Source organism: Pantoea agglomerans (genome assembly GCF_020149765.1).
Classification (GTDB): Bacteria; Pseudomonadota; Gammaproteobacteria; order Enterobacterales; family Enterobacteriaceae; genus Pantoea; species Pantoea alvi.
Window position 1 is genome coordinate 2,199,962 of record NZ_CP083809.1, and the last position, 20,081, is coordinate 2,220,042.

16 protein-coding genes and 1 other RNA gene are annotated in these 20,081 nt (G+C 59.0%); 5 read left to right on the plus strand and 12 right to left on the minus strand.

Annotation, left to right across the window (positions count from 1 at the left end; all coding sequences use genetic code 11):
- Position 1: 1 nt before the first annotated feature.
- From sufS to sufA, 5 genes are read right to left on the minus strand one after another with little or no spacing between them, the layout of a single operon-like run.
- Positions 2–1,225, minus strand: coding sequence for a cysteine desulfurase SufS (gene sufS, locus LB453_RS13220; RefSeq protein WP_103795892.1), 1,224 nt, complete (start codon positions 1,223–1,225; stop codon positions 2–4).
- A complete protein-coding gene (gene sufD, locus LB453_RS13225; protein ID WP_103795620.1) occupies positions 1,225–2,502 on the minus strand; it encodes a Fe-S cluster assembly protein SufD in 1,278 nt (425 codons plus the stop codon). Before sufD ends, sufS begins: the two co-directional genes overlap by 1 nt.
- A complete protein-coding gene (gene sufC / locus LB453_RS13230; RefSeq protein WP_033789824.1) occupies positions 2,477–3,223 on the minus strand; it encodes a Fe-S cluster assembly ATPase SufC in 747 nt (248 codons plus the stop codon). Before sufC ends, sufD begins: the two co-directional genes overlap by 26 nt.
- Before the next feature lie 42 nt (positions 3,224–3,265).
- The gene (gene sufB, locus LB453_RS13235) at positions 3,266–4,759 is read right to left on the minus strand and encodes a Fe-S cluster assembly protein SufB (RefSeq protein WP_081137338.1); all 1,494 of its coding nucleotides are present in this window, start codon (positions 4,757–4,759) and stop codon (positions 3,266–3,268) included.
- Between the two features lie 7 nt (positions 4,760–4,766).
- Positions 4,767–5,141, minus strand: coding sequence for a Fe-S cluster assembly scaffold SufA (gene sufA, locus LB453_RS13240; protein ID WP_033789823.1), 375 nt, complete (start codon positions 5,139–5,141; stop codon positions 4,767–4,769).
- A 390-nt stretch (positions 5,142–5,531) separates the two neighbouring features.
- On the opposite strand from sufA, the gene LB453_RS13245 reads away from it, so the two are divergent.
- Positions 5,532–5,936: a hypothetical protein gene (locus LB453_RS13245; RefSeq protein WP_103795618.1), complete on the plus strand. Its 405-nt coding sequence runs from the start codon at positions 5,532–5,534 to the stop codon at positions 5,934–5,936.
- A 33-nt stretch (positions 5,937–5,969) separates the two neighbouring features.
- Here the strand turns inward: LB453_RS13245 and LB453_RS13250 are convergent, their stop codons facing one another.
- Positions 5,970–9,023: an FAD-binding and (Fe-S)-binding domain-containing protein gene (locus LB453_RS13250; protein ID WP_103795617.1), complete on the minus strand. Its 3,054-nt coding sequence runs from the start codon at positions 9,021–9,023 to the stop codon at positions 5,970–5,972.
- Positions 9,024–9,228: 205 nt separating this feature from the next.
- Between LB453_RS13250 and ydiK the strand changes: the two genes are divergently transcribed.
- A complete protein-coding gene (gene ydiK / locus LB453_RS13255; protein ID WP_103795616.1) occupies positions 9,229–10,350 on the plus strand; it encodes an AI-2E family transporter YdiK in 1,122 nt (373 codons plus the stop codon).
- Between the two features lie 244 nt (positions 10,351–10,594).
- Positions 10,595–10,703: antisense sRNA RprA (rprA, locus tag LB453_RS13260), an RNA gene on the plus strand.
- Positions 10,704–10,763: 60 nt separating this feature from the next.
- Here rprA and ppsA read toward each other — a convergent pair.
- Positions 10,764–13,148, minus strand: coding sequence for a phosphoenolpyruvate synthase (gene ppsA / locus LB453_RS13265; RefSeq protein WP_103795615.1), 2,385 nt, complete (start codon positions 13,146–13,148; stop codon positions 10,764–10,766).
- A gap of 454 nt (positions 13,149–13,602) precedes the next feature.
- Here ppsA and LB453_RS13270 point away from each other — a divergent pair, with 454 nt between their 5' ends.
- Complete coding sequence (locus tag LB453_RS13270) at positions 13,603–14,430, plus strand: pyruvate, water dikinase regulatory protein (RefSeq protein ID WP_033747499.1); 828 nt, start codon at positions 13,603–13,605, stop codon at positions 14,428–14,430.
- A gap of 152 nt (positions 14,431–14,582) precedes the next feature.
- On the plus strand, positions 14,583–15,626 hold the full coding sequence (locus LB453_RS13275) for a 3-deoxy-7-phosphoheptulonate synthase (RefSeq protein ID WP_103795614.1): 1,044 nt from the start codon (positions 14,583–14,585) through the stop codon (positions 15,624–15,626).
- A 4-nt stretch (positions 15,627–15,630) separates the two neighbouring features.
- On the opposite strand, the gene LB453_RS13280 is transcribed toward LB453_RS13275, so the two are convergent.
- From LB453_RS13280 to LB453_RS13300, 5 genes are all read right to left on the minus strand, one after another.
- Complete coding sequence (locus LB453_RS13280; protein ID WP_103795613.1) at positions 15,631–17,067, minus strand: protein adenylyltransferase SelO; 1,437 nt, start codon at positions 17,065–17,067, stop codon at positions 15,631–15,633.
- Between the two features lie 139 nt (positions 17,068–17,206).
- A complete protein-coding gene (locus LB453_RS13285; protein WP_103795612.1) occupies positions 17,207–17,938 on the minus strand; it encodes an EAL domain-containing protein in 732 nt (243 codons plus the stop codon).
- Between the two features lie 314 nt (positions 17,939–18,252).
- Positions 18,253–18,714, minus strand: a complete 462-nt coding sequence (locus tag LB453_RS13290; RefSeq protein ID WP_103795611.1) for a C40 family peptidase — start codon at positions 18,712–18,714, stop codon at positions 18,253–18,255.
- 71 nt (positions 18,715–18,785) lie between these two features.
- The gene (btuD, locus tag LB453_RS13295) at positions 18,786–19,526 is read right to left on the minus strand and encodes a vitamin B12 ABC transporter ATP-binding protein BtuD (RefSeq protein WP_103795610.1); all 741 of its coding nucleotides are present in this window, start codon (positions 19,524–19,526) and stop codon (positions 18,786–18,788) included.
- The gene (locus LB453_RS13300; protein WP_103795609.1) at positions 19,527–20,072 is read right to left on the minus strand and encodes a glutathione peroxidase; all 546 of its coding nucleotides are present in this window, start codon (positions 20,070–20,072) and stop codon (positions 19,527–19,529) included.
- Between the last annotated feature and the right edge of the window lie 9 nt (positions 20,073–20,081).

Genomic DNA, 20,081 nt, shown 5'->3' on the forward strand with positions numbered 1-20,081 from the left:
CTCAACCGCCCAGCAGACGATGAATACGGGTCAAACCAGCCGCCAGACGATCCGCCTCTTCTTCGCTGTTATAGAAGGCGAAGGAGGCGCGGCACATGGCCGGTACGGCGTAATGGCGCATCAGCGGCATAGCGCAGTGATGGCCGGTGCGAATAGCGATACCGTATTGATCGAGGAAGCTGCCGACGTCGTAGGCGTGATGCTTGCCGAGGTTAAAGGCGATTACCCCTGCGCGCGCCTGCGGGCCATAAATGACCAGATCGGGCACCGAGGCGAGCTTGTCGAGGGCGTAGCGCATCAGCGCCTGCTCGCGCTGCTGGATAGCGTCAAGACCGATCTCTTCTACATAGCGCAGCGCCGCGCCGAAGCCGATAATGCCGCCGGTGTTGGGCGTGCCCGCTTCGAAACGCCAGGGCGCTTTGTTCCAGGTGGTGCCGACGGGCAGCACTACCTGATCGATCATTGAGCCACCGCCTTCCCAGGGCGGCATCTCGTCGAGCAGCGCTTTGCGCCCGTAGAGAATGCCGACGCCGTTAGGGCCGTAGATTTTATGGCTGGAGAAGACGTAGAAATCGCAGTCGATATCCTGCACGTCGACCTTGCCATGCATCACCGCCTGGGCGCCATCCACCAGCGTCACCAGCCCGGCGGCTTTCGCCTGCGCCACCAGCGCTTTGACCGGGTTAACGGTGCCGAGCACGTTGGAGACGTGCGTAACCGCCAGCAGCCGCGTACGGCTGTCAATCAGCCCCGCCAGCGCGTCGATCGCCAGCTCACCGCTGCTGTTAAGCGGCAGTACGCGGATCTCCGCGCCGGTGCGCTGCGCCACCATCTGCCAGGGCACGATATTGGCGTGGTGCTCCATCTCGGTCACGATCAGGTTATCGCCGGCCTGCAGCTGGCTTGCGCCCCAGCTGTTCGCCACCAGGTTAATCCCCTCGGTGGTGCCTTTAACAAATACGATCTCTTCCGGCGAGGAGGCGTTAAGAAAACGCGCCGCCTGCAGGCGGACGCTTTCCATATCGGTGGTGGCCTGCGCGCTCAGGCTGTGAATGCCGCGATGCACGGCCGCGTAGCCGTGCTGATAGAAATGGCTTTCGGCGTTAATCACCGCCAGCGGACGCTGGGCGCTGGCCGCGCTGTCAAGGTAGGCCAGCGGATGACCGTTGACCTCACGCTTCAGGATCGGGAAGTCGGCCCTGATACGTTCGAGATCGAAGTTCATCATGAGGCATCTCCAGGGAAACGCGCCGCGATGCGTTGCAGAACCGCCTGACGCAGCGTCTCATCATCCAGCGCTTCGGTCAGTTCGGCCGCGAAGGCGTGAATAATCATCTGCTGCGCCGCCTCTTCTGCGATGCCGCGCGAGCGCAGGTAGAACATCTGCTCATCATCAATGCGACCGATGGTGGCGCCGTGGCTGCACTTCACGTCGTCAGCGTAGATTTCCAGCTGCGGCTTGGTGTCCACTTCCGCCAGACGACCGAGCAACAGGTTGTTGTTGGTCATCTGCCCGTCGGTTTTCAGCGCGTGCTGCGCCACTTTGATGTGGCCGTTAAACACCGCGCGCCCTTTGTCACGCGAGATAGTCTTATGCAGCTGACGGCTCAGGCAGTAGCCTTTGTTATGCTCCAGATAGCTACGGGTATCCGCGACCTCTGAATTCATCGGCAGCACCAGGCTGTTCAGCGACAGCTGGGTGTTTTCGCCGTTGAGCTGCACGCTGGTGTTGTGACGAGAGAGGCCTGCGCCCAGCAGGAAGCTGGTGCTGCTCACCTGCGCATCGCGACCAATAACGATGTCGTTATGGGCGAAGTGGTAGCTGCTGCTCTCTTCAAACGCCAGCTTGATATGGTTCAGTTGGGCATTGTCGCCGACTGCAAAGGTAAAGCGCGCGCCGGTAAAGTGCTGAGCCCCGTCCAGCGTGACGTAGTGCTCGATAACCTGCGCCTGCGCGCTCTCTTCCAGCTCAAGATGGTGGCGATGATGCACGGTGTTGAGCGCATCCGCCTGGCCGCTGGTGATATGCAGCAGGTAGAGCGGACGCGCCGCCGCCTTGCCGCGCGCCAGGCGAATCGAAGTCACCTCTTCCGCCAGGCTTTCGGTCAGGTGCAGAAACACTTCTGGCTGAACCGGTGCCGGCAGCGGGCGGCGCTCGGCGGCGCGGCTGTGCTGAACGGTATAGAGTTCGGTATCGGCCGCGCTCAGCGCTGGCTGAAACTGACCATCAACGAATACCAGCCGAATCGCATCCAGCGGCAGCGCCAGCGCGTCGACCTGCGCCTGATCCAGGCTCTTCGCCTGCGGCAGCGCGAACTGGTGGGCAAACAGCCCGTCCAGCGCGGTATATTTCCAGTTTTCATGCTTACGCGTCGGCAGACCGACGCGCATCAGCTGTTGCCAGTGCTGCTGAGCCTGCAGCGAGCGTGACTCGCCGCGCGATTCGAACAGATGATGCCACTGCTGCAGGGCGTTATCACTCTTCGTCGGTAAGCCAGCCATAGCCTTGCTCCTCCAGCTGTTTCACCAGCGTAAAGTCGCCCGATTTGACGATCTTACCTTTGTACAGCACGTGCACGAAGTCTGGCTTGATGTAGTCCAGAATACGCTGATAGTGGGTGACGATGATAAAGGCGCGCTTCTCGTCGCGCAGGCTGTTGACGCCTTCCGCAACGATTTTCAGCGCATCGATATCGAGGCCGGAATCGGTTTCATCAAGGATGCACAGCTCAGGCTCCAGCGCCGCCATCTGCAGGATGTCGTTGCGTTTCTTTTCGCCGCCGGAGAAGCCGACGTTGACCGAACGGGTCAGCAGATCTTCCGGCATCTTCAGCAGATGGATTTTGTCTTCGATAAAGTCCTGGAAGTCAAAACGGTCCAGCTCTTCTTTGCCGCGATACTTGCGCACCGCGTTAACCGCGGTCTGCAGGAAGAACTGGTTGCTGACGCCCGGGATCTCAACCGGATACTGAAACGCCATAAAGATGCCTTCGCCCGCGCGATCTTCCGGGTCAAGCTCCAGCAGATCTTTGCCTTTGAAGCTCACGGAACCGCCGGTGATTTCGTAATCTTCGCGGCCAGCCAGCGTTGCAGAGAGCGTACTTTTGCCTGAGCCGTTCGGGCCCATAATGGCGTGTACTTCGCCCGGTTTCACTTCGAGGTTAAGACCGCGCAGAATCTCTTTGTCTTCAACGCTAACCTGTAAATCTTTAATGCTTAACATACTTATTCCTTCACATTGCTTCCGGCAACGCGTGTGACGGCATCAGCCCACACTGTGCTCAAGGCTGATGGCTAACAGTTTTTGCGCTTCCACGGCGAATTCCAGTGGCAGCTCAGAGAACACGTCTTTACAGAAGCCGTTGACGATCATTGAGATCGCATCTTCTTCGCTGATACCGCGCTGCAGGCAGTAGAACAGCTGGTCTTCGCCGATGCGCGAGGTGGTCGCCTCATGCTCCAGCTGAGCGGTATTGTTGCGGGTTTCCACATACGGGAAGGTATGCGCGCCGCAATCGGGGCCGATCAGCATCGAGTCGCACTGGGTAAAGTTACGCGCGTTAGTCGCGGTCGGCATGATTTTTACCAGGCCGCGATAGGTATTCTGGCTCTTACCGGCGGAGATACCTTTAGAGATGATGGTCGATTTGGTGTTTTTACCAATGTGGATCATCTTGGTGCCGGTATCTGCCTGCTGGCGACCGCTGGTCAGCGCCACCGAGTAGAACTCACCGATGGAGTTGTCGCCGCGCAGAATGCAGCTCGGGTATTTCCAGGTAATAGCGGAGCCGGTCTCGGACTGGGTCCAGGACATTTTGCTGTTCTCGCCTTCGCACAGCGCACGCTTGGTAACGAAGTTCAGAATGCCGCCTTCGCCTTCACCGCCCGGGAACCAGTTCTGTACGGTGGAGTACTTCACTTCCGCGTTTTTGTGGATGATAACTTCCACAACCGCGGCGTGCAGCTGATAGGTATCGCGCACCGGCGCGGAACAGCCTTCGATGTAGCTGACGTAGCTGTCTTCGTCCGCAATCAGGATGGTGCGTTCAAACTGACCGGTTTTCGCCGCGTTAATACGGAAATAGGTCGACAGCTCCATCGGGCAGCGCACCCCTTTCGGGATATAAACGAAGGTGCCGTCAGAGGCGACCGCCGAGTTCAGCGCCGCAAAGAAGTTATCGTTGGCCGGCACCACGGTGCCGAGATACTTCTGCACCAGCTCAGGGTGTTCCTGAATCGCTTCGCCGAACGAGCAGAAGATAATGCCCTGCTCCGCCAGCTTGCCGCGGTAGGTTGTGGCGACGGAGACCGAGTCGAAAATCGCATCGACCGCCACTTCGCGGCCTTCACGCACCGGCACGCCAAGCTGATCGAACGCCTTCTCAACTTCCTGCGTCAGGTAGTTGTTGGTCTCTTCGATACCCGAAGACTGCAGCGCGCCCGGCTCAGAAGCGCAGCTGTCGTCGCAGTTGCCGCATGAGGGTGCCGAGTAGTAGCTGTAATCCTGATAATCCAGTTTATCGTAATGCGCTTTCAGCCAGTGCGGCTCTTCCATTTCAAGCCAGGCGCGAAAGGCTTTAAGACGAAACTCCAGCATCCACTCTGGCTCGTTACGTTTAGCCGAGATCGCGCGCACCACATCTTCGTTGATGCCGTGCGCCATTTCGTCGGTTTGCAACTGGGTAAAGAAGCCCTCTTTGTAGTTGAGCTTGCCTTCCCACATTTGTACATCGTCAGATGTTTCGCTGTGTCGTGACATATTTCACTTACTCGACGCCAAAGCTTTCACCGCACCCGCAGGCGTGTTGAGCTTTAGGGTTATTGAATTTAAAAATCTGATTCAGGCCTTCGCGGACATAATCCACTTCCGTGCCGTCGATAAACGGCATCGCCTGAAGCGGCACGTAGAGCGTTGCGCCGTTATGGGTAAACTGCAGATCGTCATCGGCAGGCTCTTTCACCAGATCCATGACGTAGCCGAAACCGGCGCAGCCGGATTGTTTCACGCCCAGATGGAGACCTTTAACCTCAGGATCTTGTGCCACCAGGCTAAGAATTTGCTTTGCCGCGGAATCAGTCAGCGTGACCCCTTTCCAGACGAAATCATCAGGAGAGAACGTTGCTGCATTTACAGATGCCATGTTGTTACCTCGTAAGTCCGGACCTTTTCAGGCTATCCCCCTATGGTAAGGATCTGGACGATCACTTCAACCTCTTGTTTTGCAGGGATAATCATCTTGTGCTCTTTTTAATCGCTGCTTTATTAAGCATAGCTGCTTCGCAGGTCTTTGCGGCGAGAGCCCACGCGCCTAAATCAGCGGCCTAACCTGTTAAAATTACGTAAAATTTTTTTCAGCTAGTTATTAATAATTTCTTATTGATAGGTTACGCCTTTATCGCTTACACAAAAATTGTTCTTGCCGATTTTATTAACAGGCTAAGTAAATCGTGAAAATTTTCGCGCTGCGCAATTGCAATCTGCCCCGAGTTGAATATGATAATTATTATCATTCAACCTTTGAGGTGGTGCCATGACGCCTTCCGTCTCTGCCTGGCTGCAGGGCAAAATCGACGATTATCAGTTCGCCATGCGCGATATTACCGTTGACTTCTACCTGGCACAGGCAAAGCTTAACCGGGCCGACTGTACCATTCATCAGCTTCGTCAGTTCAACGATACCTGTCTCGATATGGCCGAAATCTGCCAAATCAACGGAGACGATCAAAGCTATCTGCACGCTCTGGGCAAACTGCACCATCGGCTGGTGCAGGAGATGGGCAACAGCGAGCGCGACAGGCTGTTCCGCATCCAGGCCTGGCAGCTGGCGCGCTTCTCCCTTACCCGGCTGTGCCATCAGCTGGCGCTGGTCGGTGAATGGGAGAAAGCCACTGCGCTGCAGAGCGACTTCGTGCGTCACGCGGGCTGGATATTCTAATCCAGCCGCGTCGTGACGTCGCGCACAATTTCGTTACATCAATGCCAGAAGTGCCTGCAGCGGATGGCGCATGCCGTTGCCTTCCAGCCTTTTCACCTGGCTGCGGCAGGAGAAGCCGGTCGCCAGGCAGCGCTGGCGCGGCAGCTTCTGCAACTGCGGATGCCATGACAGGCCATAGATCCCCAGCGAGTTGTCGAGGTTTTTGGTTTCGTGACCGTAGGTGCCCGCCATGCCGCAGCAGCCGACGTTGATATTCTCCAGCCGCGCGCCGAAGCGCGAGAAGATCTCCCGCCACTGATTCGGCGTATTGGGCAGCGCCGTGACTTCGGTGCAGTGCGCAAACAGGTACCAGCTTTCGCCGCTGCCCGGCACCGCTTCGCGCGTGCTGACCACCTCACTCAGCCACTCATGCACCAGCTGGACATGAAAGTCGCCGCGCTTTTCGCCCAGCGTCTGCTTATATTCATCGCGATAGCAGAGCACCGTCGCCGGATCGACGCCAACCATCGGCATGCCGAGCATCGCTACCCGATTCAGGAAGTCAGCGGTTTTGCTGGCAGTGCGCGCAAAGCGCTGCAGAAAGCCCTTAACGTGCTGCGCCTTGCCGTTCGGCATAAAGGGCAGCAGCACCGGCCGCAGACCCAGCTTCTCGATCAGGCGAATAAAGTCGGCAATCAGCTGCGCCTCGTAGAAGCTGGTAAAGGGGTCTTGCACCACCAGCACCGTCTCGGCACGCTGCTCGGGGCTTAGCGCCTCCAGCTTCTCCAGCGTCATGCTCATCGCTGGATGGCCGCTCAGCTCCTGCTTCAGCGAAGGGGACGAGAGCAGCGGCAGATCCACCATGCCGATATGGTTTTTGCTCAGCTCGCGCATCCAGGGCTGACGCAGAAAGAAGTTAAACGCCTTCGGCGCTTTCGCCATTAGCGGCGCATAGCTCTCGACCGCCGACACCAGATGGTCGCTTACCGGACGCAGGTAGCGCGTATGGTAGAGCTGCAAAAAGCGGGCGCGGAAATCGGGCACGTCGATTTTGATCGGACACTGAGTCGAGCAGGCTTTACAGGCGAGGCAGCCCGACATCGCCTCATGAACCTCATGGGAGAAGTCATACTCGCCCTTGCTGGCGTGCCAGCTGTTGCGCACGCGGCCAATCAGGGCGCGAAGCGACAGGCTGCTTTCCGGCAGCTGCTTCTCGAGCTGCTGCGGATCGACCCCCTGCTCCGCCAGCAGGCGCAGCCATTCGCGCGTCAGGGTGGCGCGCCCTTTCGGCGAGTGGATGCGGTTGCGGGTGATCTTCATCGAGGGGCACATCGGGCTGCGCGCATCAAAGTTAAAGCAGAGGCCGTTGCCGTTGCACTCCATCGCGCCGCGCCAGTCGCTGCGCACCGTCAGCGGGATCTGGCGGTCATAGCTGCCGCGCTTGATCGCGTCGACCTGCATCATCGGCTCGTTGCTGTCGATGGGGGTACAGATCTTGCCGGGGTTCATGCGGTTATCGGGATCGAACGCCGCCTTGATGCGGCGCAGCTCGTTAAACAGCGTTTCGCCGAAAAACGCCGGGCTGTACTGCGCGCGGAACCCTTTGCCGTGCTCGCCCCACAGCAGTCCGCCGTAGCGCGCGGTCAGCGCCACCACCTCGTCCGACAGGGTTTTCATCAGCATCTCCTGCTGCGGGTCGCACATGTCCAGCGCCGGACGCACGTGCAGCACGCCTGCGTCGACGTGGCCGAACATGCCGTAGCTCAGGCCGTGGCTGTCGAGCAGCGCGCGGAACTCAACGATATAGTCAGCGAGGTGCTCCGGCGGCACGGCGGTATCTTCCACAAAGGGGATAGGCTTGGCGCGCCCTTTGGCATTGCCCAGCAGCCCCACCGCCTTTTTGCGCATGTTATAGATACGCTCGATACCCTCAAGATCCTCGCAGAGCTGATAGCCGATAACGCCGCCCTCGCGCTGCGCCATCAGGCGATCCAGCCGGGCGCAGAGCGAAGAGACCTGCTGATCGATCAGCGCGCCGTCGTCGCCGGCGAACTCGACGATATTGAGGCCAAGCATCTCTTTGTCCGGCACGTCGGTAATCAGCTCGCGCACCGAATGCCAGACGATATCTTCTCGCGCCAGGTTAAGCACTTTGGAGTCCACGGTCTCCACCGACAGCGCCTTCGCCTCAACCATAAAGGGGGCGTTGCGCAGCGCGGAGTCGAAAGAGTCATATTTAATATTCACCAGCCGACGCACTTTGGGAATCGGCGTAATATCGAGCCGCGCCTCGGTGATAAAGGCCAGCGTGCCCTCGGCGCCGCACAGAATGCGCGTCAGGTCGAAGGTCTGCATGTCGTCGCTAAAGACGTGGCGCAGATCGTAGCCGGTGAGGAAGCGGTTCAGCTTCGGAAACTTCTCCAGAATCAGCGCGCGCTGTTCGCGGCATCGCGTCAGCACCTGCTGATAGATGCGCCCTTCTGGCGTCGCGGTCTGCGCCAGCGTCTCCGCCAGCGCGGCGGCCATCGGCCGGGTATCGAGAATATCGCCGCCGAGCAGCACCGCGCGCAGCCCCAGCACATGATCGGAGGTTTTACCGTAGACCAGCGATCCCTGGCCTGAGGCGTCAGTATTGATCATGCCGCCCAGCGTCGCGCGGTTGCTGGTAGAGAGCTCCGGCGAGAAGAAAAAGCCGTAGGGCTTAAGCCAGGCGTTAAGCTGATCCTTGACCACGCCCGCTTCGACGCGCACCCAGCCCTGCTCAGGATTGATCTCCAGAATGCGGTTCATATGGCGCGACATGTCGACCACGATGCCCTGATTCAGCGACTGCCCGTTGGTACCGGTGCCGCCACCGCGCGGCGTAAAGGTGAGATCGTTAAAGCGCGCCTCGCCCGCCACGCGCGCAATCAGAGCCACGTCGGCGGTAGAGCGCGGAAAAAGCACCGCGTCCGGCAGCAGCTGGTAGATGCTGTTGTCGGTGGACATTAACAGACGATCGGCGTAGCTGGTGGCGGTATCGCCGGTGAAGCCCTGCGCCTTCAGCGCGTCGAGGAATGTCAGCACCCGTTGAACGAGGCCGGGCGCCTGAGAAATCTGTGGGATCATTATTGAGAGACCAGATGTTGTAATCGTGTGTGTTGCTTGTTTTGTCTGAACGCTCCGTTTTAACACATTTTTTTCGCGCTCGCCTTTTTTTCCGGCGCGGGTAAAAGCCGCGCTTTCGCCTCTGTTTAAAGCCGCCAAAATAGCTCATCATTAAGCCGGGCCTGATTGCCCCCTAATGAAGGATTATTTGAGGTCGTTGTCTCTTATGAAAAACCTGCACCGCACCACGGATATGCCGCAGAGGCTCTTTACGCTGCTCTTTATCCTGCTGATGATCGTCGCCTGTATCTGGATAGTTCAGCCTTTTATACTGGGTTTCGCCTGGGCAAGCATGGTGGTGATCGCCACCTGGCCGCTGATGCTGCGCGTGCAGCGGCTGCTGTGGAACCGGCGTTCGCTGGCGGTCATCGTGATGACGCTGCTCTTGCTGCTGCTGTTTATTATTCCCATTGCGCTGCTGGTCAACAGCCTGATCGACAACAGCGCGCCCGTTATCGCCTGGGCGACGCAGGGTCATATGGAGATGCCGTCGCTGCTGTGGCTGAATGATATCCCGGCCATCGGCGAAAAACTCTTTTCCAGCTACCACAAGCTGGTGGCGGGCGGCGGCTCGGCCATTATGGCGAAACTGCAGCCCTACGTCGGTCGCACCACCGGCTTCTTTGTCGCTCAGGCGGGTCATTTTGGCCGGCTGATGATCCATCTCGGCGTGATGCTGCTGTTCAGCGCCCTGCTGTTCTGGCGCGGCGAACAGGCGGCGCAGGGCATTCGTCACTTCGCGTTTCGTATGGCAGGCCGTCGCGGCGACGCCACGGTGCTGCTGGCGGGTCAGGCGATCCGCGCCGTGGCGCTCGGCGTGGTGGTGACCGCGCTGGTGCAGGGCGTGCTGGGCGGCATCGGCCTCGCGCTCTCCGGCATCCCCTACGCCACGCTGCTTACCGTGCTGATGATCCTCTGCTGTCTGGTGCAGATCGGCCCGCTGCTGGTGCTGGTGCCCGCCATTATCTGGCTTTACTGGAGCGGCGACACCACCTGGGGCACGGTGCTGCTGATCTGGAGCTGCGTAGTCGGCACGCTGGATAACGTGCTGCGCCCGGTGCTGATCCGTATGGGCGCCGATTTACCGATGATCCTTATCCTCTCCGGCGTTATCGGCGGGCTGGTGGCCTTCGGCCTGATTGGTCTGTTTATCGGTCCGGTGGTGCTGGCGGTCTCCTACCGGCTGGTGTCCGTATGGATGCATGAGGCACCGCCGCCGCCAGAGGGCGACCTCGCCAGCGTGGTCGAGATCCTGTCCGATCATGAAGAAGAGCATCTGCCCTCCTGAGACCGGGCTCAGGGCGGTTAACCGCCCTGACTCATTTGCGTCACGTTAACATTTTTTTCCATTAGCGGTTTTTAAGAAAAAACGCAGTTTTCGGCCATGAGGCCGCATATCAGCGTTGAATAGTTTATTTTTCGCACTGGTTCACCCCAATTTCGCCCCTAAACAGGTGACAAAAGTTTATTGGCTTTAAACTAATAAGAGGATTCTTAAAGACTCAGAAGCGCGCGATGAATAACATGATTCCTAAGTTTGAAATCAACCTACTGATTTTTAAACAACCTTTTTCCCCTGAGTAAAGTGAAGAATTGCTGTGTGTAGTCTTTGCCCATCCCCTGTGATGGGCTTTTTTTTGGCCCAAAGAAAGCAAAAAGGCCAGCAAAGCTGGCCTTTTTACGGCAAATTAGCCTATCTAATCATGTACTTTTGCCTAACTCAGCCAGCGACAGCCAGGTTTCCACCACAGTGTCTGGATTGAGCGACAGGCTGTCGATACCCTCTTCCATTAGCCAGGCCGCAAAGTCCTGATGGTCGGACGGCCCCTGCCCGCAGATGCCGACATATTTGCCCTGCTTTTTCGCCGCCTGAATCGCCATCGACAGCAGCGCTTTCACCGCCTCATTGCGCTCGTCAAACAGCGCCGACACCACGCCCGAATCGCGATCCAGCCCCAGCGCCAGCTGCGTCATATCGTTCGAGCCGATAGAGAAGCCGTCGAAGTGCTCAAGGAACTGCTCGGCCAGCAGGGCGTTGGAGGGGATTTCGCACATCATAATGATTTTCAGGCCGTTCTCGCCGCGCTTCAGGCCCTGACGGCCCAGCTCCTCCACCACCGCCTGCGCCTGCGCGACGGTGCGCACAAAGGGCACCATGATTTCGACGTTGGTCAGGCCCATCTCATTACGCACGCGCTTCACCGCCTCGCACTCCAGCGCGAAACAGTCGCGGAAGCTGTCCGCCACGTAGCGTCCGGCGCCGCGGAAGCCCAGCATCGGATTCTCCTCTTCCGGCTCGTAGCGCTCGCCGCCCACCAGGTTGGCGTACTCATTCGATTTAAAGTCCGACAGGCGCACAATCACCCGCTTCGGCGCAAACGCGGCTCCCAGCGTGGCGATCCCTTCGGTCAGGCGAGCAATATAGAACTCAACCGGGCTGTCGAAACCTTTCATCATGCCGCGAATCTGCTGCTGGAGTTCCGGCGTCTGCTGGTCAAACTCCAGCAGCGCTTTCGGGTGCACGCCAATCATGCGGTTGATAATGAACTCCAGACGCGCAAGACCTACCCCTTCATTCGGCAGGCAGGCAAAGTCAAAGGCGCGATCGGGGTTACCGACGTTCATCATGATCTTCAGCGGCAGCGCCGGCATCTCGTCTACCTGCGAACTGGTGACTTCGAAATCGATCAGATCGCTATAGACATAGCCGGTGTCACCTTCAGCGCAGGAGACGGTGACTTTGTTGCCGTCCTGCAGGCGGTCGGTGGCGTCGCCGCAGCCCACTACCGCCGGGATGCCCAGCTCGCGCGCGATAATCGCCGCGTGACAGGTGCGCCCGCCGCGGTTGGTGACGATCGCTGAGGCTTTCTTCATGATCGGCTCCCAGTCCGGGTCGGTCATATCGGTGACCAGCACATCGCCTTTTTCTATGCGGTTCATCTCGCTGATGTCGTGGATCACTTTAACTTCGCCAGCGCCGATGCGATGGCCGATGGCGCGGCCTTCCACCACCACGCTGCCGGTGCCCTGCAGGTTATAGCGCTCCATCACCTGACCGTTGGAGCGCACGGTTTCCGGGCGCGCCTGCACGATAAAGAGCTTGCCGGTATGGCCATCTTTCGCCCACTCGATATCCATCGGACGCTTGTAGTGCTGCTCGATCTGCACCGCCTGACGCGCCAGCGCCTGCACCTCTTCATCGGTAAGGGAGAAGCGGTCGCGCTCGCTTTCCGGCACCTCTTCGATGCGCACCTGCTCGCCGTGCGACTGCGAATCGGCATAGACCATACGCACCTTTTTCGAGCCCATATTGCGGCGCACGATGGCGGGACGGTTGGCGGCCAGCGTCGGCTTGTGCACATAGAACTCATCTGGATTGACCGCGCCCTGCACCACCATCTCGCCCAGGCCGAAAGCGGAGGTAATAAACACCACCTGATCGAAGCCCGATTCGGTATCGATGGTAAACATCACGCCCGATGAGGCGAGATCGGAGCGCACCATACGCTGCACGCCCGCCGACAGCGCCACGCCGCGATGGTCGTAGCCCTGATGCACGCGATAGGAGATGGCGCGATCGTTAAACAGCGAGGCGTAAACGTGCTTCACGGCGATGATTACCGCGTCATAGCCCTGCACGTTAAGGAAAGTCTCCTGCTGGCCGGCGAAGGAGGCGTCCGGCATATCTTCTGCCGTAGCGGAAGAGCGCACGGCGAACGACGCCTCGGCATCGTCTGCGGAGAGCTGCTCGTATGCCTCGCGAATAGCCGTTTCCAGTTCAGGCTGAAACGGGGTATCCACGACCCACTGACGGATCTGCTTACCGGCTTTCGCCAGCTCGTCGATATCGTCGATATCGGTCTTGTCCAGTAAATCGTAAATGCGCTGGTTGAGGCCACTCTGATCGAGGAACTGATTAAACGCGTAAGATGTGGTCGCATATCCGTTGGGCACGGAGACGCCCAGCGACGACAGGTTCGTAATCATTTCACCCAGAGAGGCGTTTTTGCCTCCCACGCGATCGACATCATGCATGCCAAGCTGGTTATACCAGAGCACTAACGGCTGTTCGCCTGTAATGGACATCGAGATTATCCTTTTAAGAATGAATGGGCACATGGAAAATTTAGCTATTCGCAAAATTAGCCTGGCACAATGCGCAATTAATGACTAAGTGTTGAATCGTTAAAGCGCGCAAGATTAAGTAATTTAGGAATTATTCCGATAATTGCGTCACGTTGCGCAAACCGGTTATTTTTCGCTAAGGCTATGATGTTAATGGTTTTCGCTATTTTTCATCGGCTTAGCGCCGCTTTCCGTTGCGCAACCGCGTCCCGCTTTATTTCCCGGTAGCCCGCTTTTATGGCGAGATCGGGAAAGTTAAAACATCATTTCAATATTTAGCCCCGTCCGCTTCGACGCGCTCAGGCGAGAAAAAACGAAAAGTTCACAAATTTTAAACATGGATTTTTTATTTTGTTCTGACCGCTATTTAAAGCTGCTAACCTGACCCTATCTCTCTACGCATAAGGTAAAGGCCATGAGCAGCGAAAGAAGCGTTTTCTATATTTCCGACGGCACCGCGATTACCGCAGAGGTGCTGGGCCACGCGGTGCTGTCGCAGTTTCCGGTGGGCTTTAACAGCCTGACGCTGCCCTTTGTTGAAAACGTGCAGCGCGCCCAGGCGGTGAAGGCGCAGATCAACGCGCTCTATCAGAAAAGCGGCGTGCGCCCGCTGGTGTTTTTCTCTATCGTCACGCCGGAAGTGCGCGACATCATCACGCAGAGCGAAGGCTTCTGCCAGGATATCGTGCAGGCGCTGGTGGCGCCGCTGCAGGAAGAGCTGGGCATGGCTCCCGCGCCGGTGGCACATCGCACCCACGGCCTTGACGCCAGCAACCTCGGCAAGTACGACGCGCGCATCGCCGCGATCGACTACACCCTGGCGCACGACGACGGCATCTCGCTGCGCGGCCTGGAAGATGCGCAGGTGATCCTGCTGGGCGTGTCGCGCTGCGGCAAAACGCCCACCAGCCTCTATCTGGCGATGCAGTTCGGCATCCGTGCCGCCAACTACCCCTTTATCGCCGACGATATGGACAACCTTAAGCTGCCGGCCGCCCTGCGTCCGTTTCAGAACAAGCTGTTTGGTCTGACTATCGATCCCGAGCGGCTCGCCGCCATTCGCCAGGAGCGGGCAGAAAATACCCGCTACGCCTCGATGCGCCAGTGCCGGCTTGAAGTCGGCGAGGTGGAGGCGCTGTTTCGCACCCACCAGATCCGCTACCTCAACAGCACCAACTATTCGGTAGAAGAGATCGCGACCAAAATCCTCGACATTATGGGTCTGACGCGCCGCATGTACTGAGACGCCAGCGGCGACGCCTTGTAAAGCGCCGCTGCCGTCCTGTAAAAAATCATTTCAGTTTATAGGCTTGCATTCGCAAACTAATAATTTATTGTGATCATCATCACTTCCCGGTATGTCACCGCTGCGAAGAAAAAGCTTTCGAGATACTCATGAATAAAACTGATGAACTGCGTACGGCACGCATCGGCAGCCTGATCACGCCTGCCGCGTTAGCCGCTCAACACCCTCTTTCCGCCGACGTGGCGGATAGCGTCACGCGCGCGCGCCAGCGCATCGCCCGCATTCTGACCGGCGAGGATCCCCGCCTGCTGGTGATTATCGGGCCCTGCTCGCTGCACGACCCGCGTGCGGCGCTCGACTACGCCCAGCGGCTGAATGCGCTGCGTGACCGCTATGCCGACCGCCTGGAAATCGTGATGCGCACCTACTTTGAAAAACCGCGCACCGTGGTGGGCTGGAAAGGGTTGATCTCCGATCCCGATCTCGACGGCAGCTTCAACGTCAACCGCGGCATCGGCCTGGCGCGTCAGATCCTGCTCGACATTAATCGCCTGGGGCTGCCTACCGCGACGGAATTTCTCGATATGGTCACGGGCCAGTTTATCGCCGACCTGATTAGCTGGGGCGCCATTGGCGCGCGCACCACCGAGAGTCAAATCCACCGCGAAATGGCCTCCGCGCTCTCCTGTCCGGTAGGCTTCAAGAACGGCACCGACGGCAACGTGCGCATCGCGGTGGACGCCATCCGCGCCTCGCGCGCCAGCCATATGTTTCTGTCGCCCGATAAAGATGGGCAGATGACGATTTACCAGACCAGCGGCAATCCGCACGGCCACGTAATTTTGCGCGGCGGTAAAGTGCCGAACTATCACGCCGACGACGTGGCCGCCGCGGCCGCTAGCCTGCGCGAGTTCAGCCTGCCGGAGCAGCTGGTGATCGATTTCAGCCACGGCAACTGCCTGAAGCAGCATCGCCGTCAGAAAGAGGTGGCGGCCGAGGTGGCGCAGCAGATCCGCGCCGGCTCGCGCGCGGTTGCCGGCGTAATGATTGAAAGCTTTATCGAAGAGGGAAATCAGAAAGTCACGGGCGAACCGCTGGTTTACGGCCAGTCGATTACCGATCCCTGCCTCGGCTGGCAGGACAGCGAAGCGGTGCTGTCGCTGCTGGCCGAGGCGGTGAACAGCCGCTTCTGAGCCGTTAGCTGGAGCAGCTTACCTCCAGCGATTTTCCCCAGTCCGGCGGCCGCTGACGATATTCAGCGGCCGTTGCGTCACTAAAGGGCTGCTGCAGCGCCTGATGCAGCCGCACCAGCGCCTCGCTCTCGCCCTTCTCTGCTCCGTCGATCGCCTGCTGCGCCAGGTAGTTGCGTAAAACCAGCGCCGGATTCGCGGCCTTCATCTGCTGCTGGCGCGTCGCATCGTCTACCCCTTCCTGCAGCAGACGTGCGCGATAGCGCTGATACCAGCGGTCAAAAGCGTCGCGATCCATAAATTCGTCGCGCAGCGGCGAGCGCGCCTCCTGCTGCTGCGTTTCGCTCAGCAGGCGGAACGTCAGGGTGTAATCGCTGCGCTCCTGCGCCATTAGCGACAGCAGCTCCACCAGCAGCGCGTTATCGCCGTCGTCAGCCTGGGTAAAGCCCAGTTTCGCCCGCATCCGTTCGCCCCAGACGCGCATCAGCTCCGGCTCGTAGCGGCTCAGCGCCTGCTTAAGCTGCTCGACGCTCAGCAGCCCGGAAAGCGCATGCGCCAGCCGGTTAAGATTCCACAGGCCGATCGTCGGCTGATTTTCAAAGCTGTAGCGCCCCTGGTAATCGCTGTGGTTGCAGATAAAGCCGGGCTGATAGTCATCAAGGAAACCGTAAGGGCCATAGTCGATGGTCAGCCCCAGCAGCGACATGTTATCGGTGTTCATCACGCCGTGCGCAAAACCTACGCTTTGCCACTGGGCGATCAGGCGCGCGGTGCGCTCGACGACGTCGGTAAACCACAGCAGGTATTTATCCGCTTCGTCGACCAGCTGCGGCCAGTGGTGGCGCAGCGCATAGTCCGCCAGCTGCTCGACCTTGTCCTGCTGCTGGCTGTAGAAGAAGTGCTCAAAGTGGCCGAAGCGCAGATGGCTTTCCGCAATGCGCATCAGGGTCGCGCCGCGCTCGGGGGATTCGCGATAGACCGGCTCGTCGCTGATGGCGATAGCGAGCGCGCGCGTGGTGGGAATGCCCAGATGGTGCAGCGCTTCCGAGGCGAGAAATTCACGCACCGTGGAGCGGACCACCGCGCGTCCGTCGCCCATACGCGAATAAGGAGTAAGCCCGGCCCCTTTCAGGTGCCAGTCAACCTTGCCGCCCGCGTCGAGGCGCTGCTCGCCCAGCAGAATGCCGCGCCCGTCGCCAAGCTGTCCAGCCCAGACGCCGAACTGATGTCCGCTGTAGACCTGCGCCAGCGGCTGCATGCCCGGCAGCAGCGCGGCGCCGTGCCAGACGCCATGGCCTTCGCCAGCGAAAAGCGCGGCATCCACGCCCAGCTCCTGCGCCAGCGGCGCATTGTGATAAAACAGGCGTCCGCCCCTGAGCGGCGTCGGTGCCTGAGCGGTATAGAAACCCGGCAGCTCGCGCTGCCAGCTGTTATCAAACAACATAGACTCTCCCGAGCGGCAGCCCGGCAGAGCCAGAGCCGCCGTCGCTGTGAATAACCGGATATCGGGCCGTCTCGCCGTGGACGCGGCCGCGCGAGACACCGCAAGTATAGTGGCGGGAAATCAAATACAACAGGCGGGCTTAATCAGGCGCGCAGTACTGACTGGTAATAAGCCGCGGCAGCGCCTCCGCTTTAACCGGCGGGAACAGCGCGCCCTGCAGCACGGCGTCCTGCAGCGTGGCGGTTTTGTCGAGCAGCGTTCTGTCATCGATGCCGCAAATAATCATCATCTGCGCGTGGCTGCGGAAGTTATCGATAATGCTCTGAATAAACGGCAGGAATGAGGCGCGTTTCGCCAGCGACTGAATAAATTGTTTATCCAGTTTGATGCAGTCGAACAGATTATCATAGACCGCGCGGGTCGAAGATTTACCCGCACCGAAATGGGATAATGATAAACGGAACTGTTGTTTTAGCGCAAAAATAAGAGGGTCATTAATTCCGTTTAAAAGCTGCTGAAACGTTTCGCTGATGTCGAGTAATAAAAACGGAAGCTGTTTAATTTTACGGATCAGCAATTCACTCGCCAGCAGCGTGCGCGCCATGTTTTCATCAATACGCATTAATGCCAGTACATGATTTTTAACGAAGAAGTCGCGGTACTGTTCCAGCACGGCTACCTGCCGCTGCAGCAGGCGCAGCCTCTGCATCTCATCGAGCTGCGGCAACAGCAGATCCTGCGGCAGAGTAACAGGCGCACTGCTGTGGACGAACTGACTTACCAGCTCGACGGCCGCCAGCTGCCCGCTAATTGTGCAGGCAGGATAAAACCAAATTTCCGACTGATAGTCGGCAGATAAATGAACTTTCATTTTTACAGCCAGATAAAGTGGCGACTGGCGCATCGTATATCATCGAAATCGGGCAGGCAATAGTACCAAACGTGGGAAGAGATGGACATCTTTGCCGTTAAATTTCGCTTTGCCCGCTGCGCCAGATCCCTAAGCCAAATAACGGTAGCGTTTAATACCCTTTACCAGAAAATTAACTCTCTGCCTTATTGATATAATTATTTCCCGGCAGCGTAAAGTGCCATTTAAAATAAGAGTTATAAAATGACCGTTTCCCCGGCGCTATTTTTTCTGCAATTCGCGCGCGCGCCGATTGGCGCGATTATTAATTTGCCTTAAATGCGGCGCGCCTGCCAGAAGGCTTTGCGCCAGTAGACGTTGTCGAGCGAGGAGCGGATCACCCCCTGGCTGGTAGAGGCGTGAATAAAGGCGTTGTCGCTGTCGTAGATGCCGACGTGCAGGCCGTTTTCACCGCGGCCGGTTTTGAAAAATACCAGGTCGCCCGGCTGCAGCTCATCCTTGCTGATGCGCGTGCCGATATCGCTCTGCGCCCGCGTGCTGCGCGGCAGCTGCAGATCGAACCGGTCGCGCATGGTGAGATAGACGAAGCCCGAGCAGTCGACGCCGCCGCGGCTCATGCCGCCGTAGCGATAGGGCGTGCCGCGCCACTCTCCCAGCTGCTCGTTGAGCTGCGCCACTACCATAATTGAATCCGCCAGCCGGCCGTTCACCGGCGGCGCGCGATGGCTGCTGCATCCCGCCAGTATCAGCACCAGTAAAATCACCCCCATCCGCATTCGCGCGCATCTCCTTTAATCGCAACGGCCTCACTCTAGCGTCAGGCGCGCAGCGTGGCAAGATGCGGCGCTCAGGGCTGAACGGTCAGCAGGGGCAGCCCGTCCAGCTCCAGCTGGCGAAACGGAATCGCATAGAGCTCGCTGAGGCGCTCAGGAGTGAGGATTGCCGCAGCCGCACCCTGTGCCACCACGCTGCCCTGCGTCATCAGCCAGACGCGGTCGGCATGGCGCAGCGTATGGTTAAGATCGTGGCTGCTGGCGATAACGCAGACCCCGGCGCGCTGCAGCCCGACAATCAGGTTATGTACGGCATTTTGCTGGGCGATATCCAGCCCGGTCATCGGCTCGTCCAGCAGCAGCAGGCGCCCCTGTGGATTAAGCGCGGGATCGATCTGAGCGAAGGCGGCCGCCAGCCTGACGCGCTGCCACTCGCCGCCCGACAGCTGCGTCAGCGGCCGCGCCAGCTTATCCTGCAGCCGCAGCGTCTCCAGCAGGCCGCTCAGGGCCGCTGGCGACCGCGCGTCGCTCAGGTGCAGGCGCAAATAGTGATAGACCGGCATCAGGCCCGGCGCTGTCTGCTGCGGCAGCCAGGCGCGCACCCGCGCCAGCGCCGGCGCGCGCCATTCGCGCAGCGGGCGCTGCAGAAGCTGGATCTCCCCTTCGCCCGACAGCATGCCCGCCATCAGCGCCAGCAGGCTGCTTTTGCCCGCGCCGTTAGGCCCGACCAGGTGCAGCAGCGTGCCTTTTTCCACCTCGGCGGAAAAAGGCGCCAGCCGGCCAGGCACGGCGGCACCTTTCAGGCTCAGAACCATTTACTGCGCCAGCGCCTGCTGAATGCTCTGCTGGATAACGGCGTCGTCCGGCGTCATATCCGGCGCGAAACGCTTCACTACCTCGCCCTGACGGTTAATCAGGAATTTTTCGAAGTTCCACAGAATATCGCCAGGCGCTTTGGGCGCACGGCCTTTGCTCGCCATGCGCTCGTAGAAGCCGCTGCCTTCCGGGCGCACCGCCTCCGGCTGCGCCGCGATCAGCTGTGTATAGAGCGGATGGCGCGCCGGACCGTTGACCTCCCCTTTGGCCAGCATGGGAAAGGTGACGCCGTAGGTGGTGCTGCAAAACGTTTTGATCTCTTCGTTGCTGCCCGGCTCCTGCTCAAGAAACTGGTTGCAGGGAAAGCCGAGCACGCTGAAGCCCTGCGCCTGATACTGCTGCTGCAGCGCTTCCAGCTGCTCATACTGCGGCGTAAGGCCGCACTTCGACGCCACGTTAACCACCAGCAGCACCTTGCCCTGCCACTTTTCCAGCGTGGTTTTCTCACCGTCGATGGTCATCAGTTCAGTTTGATAAAGGCTCATAAAAGTCTC

Bases quoted from the DNA above. Each gene is read 5' to 3' on its own strand.
- sufB (WP_081137338.1), bottom strand. From the start codon at position 4,759: ATGTCACGACACAGCGAAACATCTGACGATGTACAAATGTGGGAAGGC.
- ppsA (WP_103795615.1), bottom strand. From the start codon at position 13,148: ATGTCCATTACAGGCGAACAGCCGTTAGTGCTCTGGTATAACCAGCTT.
- LB453_RS13245 (WP_103795618.1), top strand. From the start codon at position 5,532: ATGACGCCTTCCGTCTCTGCCTGGCTGCAGGGCAAAATCGACGATTAT.
- LB453_RS13300 (WP_103795609.1), bottom strand. From the start codon at position 20,072: ATGAGCCTTTATCAAACTGAACTGATGACCATCGACGGTGAGAAAACC.
- LB453_RS13275 (WP_103795614.1), top strand. From the start codon at position 14,583: ATGAATAAAACTGATGAACTGCGTACGGCACGCATCGGCAGCCTGATC.
- LB453_RS13250 (WP_103795617.1), bottom strand. From the start codon at position 9,023: ATGATCCCACAGATTTCTCAGGCGCCCGGCCTCGTTCAACGGGTGCTG.
- ydiK (WP_103795616.1), top strand. From the start codon at position 9,229: ATGAAAAACCTGCACCGCACCACGGATATGCCGCAGAGGCTCTTTACG.
- sufA (WP_033789823.1), bottom strand. From the start codon at position 5,141: ATGGCATCTGTAAATGCAGCAACGTTCTCTCCTGATGATTTCGTCTGG.
- sufC (WP_033789824.1), bottom strand. From the start codon at position 3,223: ATGTTAAGCATTAAAGATTTACAGGTTAGCGTTGAAGACAAAGAGATT.
- LB453_RS13290 (WP_103795611.1), bottom strand. From the start codon at position 18,714: ATGCGGATGGGGGTGATTTTACTGGTGCTGATACTGGCGGGATGCAGC.
- LB453_RS13280 (WP_103795613.1), bottom strand. From the start codon at position 17,067: ATGTTGTTTGATAACAGCTGGCAGCGCGAGCTGCCGGGTTTCTATACC.
- LB453_RS13285 (WP_103795612.1), bottom strand. From the start codon at position 17,938: ATGAAAGTTCATTTATCTGCCGACTATCAGTCGGAAATTTGGTTTTAT.
- sufD (WP_103795620.1), bottom strand. From the start codon at position 2,502: ATGGCTGGCTTACCGACGAAGAGTGATAACGCCCTGCAGCAGTGGCAT.
- btuD (WP_103795610.1), bottom strand. From the start codon at position 19,526: ATGGTTCTGAGCCTGAAAGGTGCCGCCGTGCCTGGCCGGCTGGCGCCT.
- sufS (WP_103795892.1), bottom strand. From the start codon at position 1,225: ATGAACTTCGATCTCGAACGTATCAGGGCCGACTTCCCGATCCTGAAG.
- LB453_RS13270 (WP_033747499.1), top strand. From the start codon at position 13,603: ATGAGCAGCGAAAGAAGCGTTTTCTATATTTCCGACGGCACCGCGATT.